The organism is Sphaerochaeta sp. S2 (assembly GCF_016406725.1).
Classification (GTDB): domain Bacteria; phylum Spirochaetota; class Spirochaetia; order Sphaerochaetales; family Sphaerochaetaceae; genus Sphaerochaeta.
This window is the reverse complement of sequence record NZ_JAEKNT010000312.1, coordinates 1-3501: the sequence shown is the minus strand read 5'-3', so window position 1 is coordinate 3501 and position 3501 is coordinate 1. Positions and strand designations below refer to the sequence as shown.

At 46.2% G+C, this 3501-nt stretch carries 3 protein-coding genes and 1 pseudogene; all 4 read right to left on the bottom strand.

Annotated features, from left to right (window positions below; genetic code table 11):
• A partial coding sequence (locus JF818_RS09180; protein ID WP_198891715.1) for a DUF72 domain-containing protein occupies positions 1–624 on the bottom strand: 624 nt, incomplete at its 3' end.
• A gap of 96 nt (positions 625–720) precedes the next feature.
• The gene (gene malQ, locus JF818_RS09175) at positions 721–2253 is read right to left on the bottom strand and encodes a 4-alpha-glucanotransferase (RefSeq protein WP_198891714.1); all 1533 of its coding nucleotides are present in this window, start codon (positions 2251–2253) and stop codon (positions 721–723) included.
• A 40-nt stretch (positions 2254–2293) separates the two neighbouring features.
• Entirely contained in the window at positions 2294–3136 is an 843-nt protein-coding gene (locus JF818_RS09170; protein WP_198891713.1) for a carbohydrate ABC transporter permease, read from the bottom strand.
• Positions 3133–3462 (bottom strand): annotated as a pseudogene (locus tag JF818_RS09165) (carbohydrate ABC transporter permease); the annotation flags it as partial. The pseudogene JF818_RS09165 and the gene JF818_RS09170, both read right to left, overlap by 4 nt.
• Positions 3463–3501: the final 39 nt, after the last annotated feature.

Here is a 3501-nt window from a genome sequence, read left to right as displayed (position 1 = left end):
GAATGGAGAATGGAGGCGGGACCCTGCTCTCTGTAATTGGGTGGCAAGATCATCCATCCAGTATCCTGAGAGCAATACAGGACCTATTTGCCGTTCCTCGAGGAAGGAGAAGTAGGAAGCATCCATCCATGCAGGATTTCTGAGCTCAACTGCATAGGGAAGAGAATCAGGGAGCAAGGAGAAGAACCTGTCAAGGGATTCCAGGAACTCATCACGATCCTTGAACATACTACGGTTCAGGTATCCAAACTGAAACATCAGCAAGCCTATTTTCGGGATAAGGGGTTCAAGGGTTTCAATGAACTGATAAAACACTTCGGCATCAAGAAACCAAGGGTTTGGTTCACTCTTGCTCTGGTAACTGAATGGAAGGGTCAAGGTGTTTGGACATTTGATGGTAAACCTAAAGCTGTCAGGAGTATCCTGGTCATATTCTCTCACATCATGGGGGTCAGGAAGCCCATAGCTTCGCTTTCCCAACGACCAGAACCATCTATCCACTTCCACCGAATCATAGGTATTGGCATACTGGGCAAGGTACCGCTCGGTACTACCAGGCTCATATACCAATCCTTCCCAACTCTCATACTTCCACGAACATGTTCCAAAGTGCAGGGTACTCATGCCTTACTGTAGCAAGGCTTGAGAGACGGAGCAAGGCCGGAACCTTGCAGTTCCGGCCTTGTCAGGAAGGTATATGAACACCCTAGGGCGCCACATTCAATTTCCCAGCAGCCCATTTCTGGCAGATATTGCAACCAGGTGGGCCAGCTCATGAGCAATTTCATCAGTAAACTCTTCTGCAGTAGCTCTCCAACTCCAATTGACATCATTGCAAGTTGAAGGATAGTTCATCCTTGCTTCCTCATCCTTCTCCAAGAGATCCTGCATGGGGATGATGGCTGTACGAGCACAGGAAAGCATCAGGGTACGTATCATCTTACGCAACACCTCATTCTCTTTGCAATCAAGATAGGTAAGTACCATCTCCTTATCCTGTACATCCAGGGACTTGAACCATCCAAGGGTGGTGTTGTTGTCATGGGTACCGGTATACGCTACAAAGTTCTCCTGCCAGTTATGCGGCAGAAAATCATCATAATAATTACTTCTCCCTTTCTCATCCTTGCTGAATCCAAATTGCAATATTTTCATTCCGGGAAATCCATTGTCATCCCGCAATGCTTCAACTGAGTCAGTCATCAACCCAAGATCCTCTGCAATGATGGGAACTGATCCAAAGTGGTCTCGCACTTTCTTGAAAAAACTTTTACCATCTACATCAATCCATTTACCACGTTCCGCGGTTTTATCCCCAGCTGGTATCTCATAGTATGCATCGAACCCTCTGAAGTGATCGACTCTCAGAATATCAATCATGGCAAACAATCTCTCCAATCTCTTGATCCACCACTGGTACCCTTCTGCCTCAAGAACTTTCCAGTCATAAACAGGATTGCCCCAAAGCTGCCCAGTTGCACTGAAGATATCTGGAGGTACACCACTGACAGCGCTGAAATGCCCTTCATCATCCGTCTTGAACAGATGTATGTTGCTCCAGGTATCTGCACTATCAGCTGCCACGAAAATGGGAACATCACCTACCAGTTGAATACGCTTTGCATTCACATACTGTTTGAATGCATCCCACTGCAAAGCAAAGAAGTACTGCAGCACCTTCCAGATGGAAATCTCACTCTTGTGTTCCTCACAAAACTCCCTCAATACGTTCTTATCACGTTTTGCAAAGCTTTCAGGCCATTGGCTGAACCACCTAGCATCATGATAGGTCTCATAGAGGACCATAAAAAGCGCATAATCATCCAACCAGAATGCTTGCTCATTGCAAAAGCAGAGAAACGCATCCTCTTTATCCTTTTTGGCAGCAAGAAAAGTCCGTGCCGCTTTCTTCAAGAGAGGTAATTTTCGCTCCTGCACCAGTTGAAAATGCACTCTATCATCTGGAAAAGATGGCAAGGAAAGCAAATCCTCAGAGGAAAGGAATCCCTCATGCATCAACGACTCCAGATCTATGAGCAACTCATTGCCGGCAAACGTGGAACGTGGAGCATAGGGAGAATTCCCAAATCCTGTTGGATTGAGCGGCAAGAGTTGCCAGAGGCGGATATCAGCCTTTTCCATCCAATCGGCAACAGCATAGGCATTACGCCCCAAGTCCCCGATACCATAAGGAGAAGGAAGACTGGTGATGTGCAAGAGAATACCGGCATCTCGTTTATGCTTGCTATTCATCGTTGCACACCCCTCTCATGATAAATACTTCCCATTGTCATCAACCCTTCACAGCGCCAGCAACTACACCACGGATGATGTGCTTCTGTGCTGCAAGATAGAAAGCAATGATCGGGACCATGGCCAAGACCAGCATTGCCATCATAGCCCCCATATCGACCGCTCCATAGCCACCTCTCAGGTACTGGATGGCAACAGGAATCGTCTTGTACTCTGTTCCAATGGTCAGGTAAGGGAGCAGGTAGTCATTCCAGATCCACATGGAATTAAGGATGGCAACCGTGATCGCAGTTGGCTTAAGCATCGGAAAGACAATGAGGAAGTACGTCTTTACAGGTCCAGCTCCATCGATCATGGCAGCCTCTTCCAGACTGAGGGGAATACTTTTAATGAATCCACTGAACATGAAGGTTCCCAGTCCTGCACCAAATCCTACATAGAGCACAATAATACCAACTGGATTATCCAGATGAAGAACATTGGCCGTCTTACTCATCGTAAACATGACCATCTGGAAAGGGACGATCATGGAGAACACCAACAAATAATAGACAAAGTTGGTGAACTTTGTTTTCACCCTGGTTATATACCAGGCAAGCATGCTCGTAACCAGTGAGATGCTGATCACGGAGAAGACGGTGATAAACAGTGAATAGCCGAATGCATCAAAGAACTTAATCTTTTCTGATCCAGTTATATAGTTCTCCCCTCCTGCATAAGTATCAGGATTGGGAAAGGAAAATGGTTCATTGGAAATGAACAGCTTTGATTTAAAAGAATTCATCAGTACGATCAAGATTGGTGAGATGAACAGAATAGTCAGGAGGGAAAGGATAATGATCAAACCATAGTTGATCCGTTTCTCTTTGGTTTGCAGGTTCATGCCTCTACCTCCTTGTTACGGGTAAGACGAAGCTGGCTTAGGGCAATGATCGCAACCAAGATGGTGAAGAGCACTGCTTTTGCCTGACCTACCCCTTCAAATCCACTGCGGCCATAGAAGGTGTTGAAGATATTGAGTGCCAACATCTCTGTCTGCTTTCCAGGAGCACCAGCTGTGAGAGCAAGGTTCTGGTCAAAGAGCTTGAATCCGTTCGTAAGGGTGAGGAAGCTGCAGATGGTAATTGATGGCATGATCGAGGGAAGAATGACTGAACGCAACATGGTCCATCTTCCGGCTCCATCTATCTGTGCTGCTTCAATGAGATCATGGGCTGTATCTTATTCAAATTTTATGGTGTCCACGAT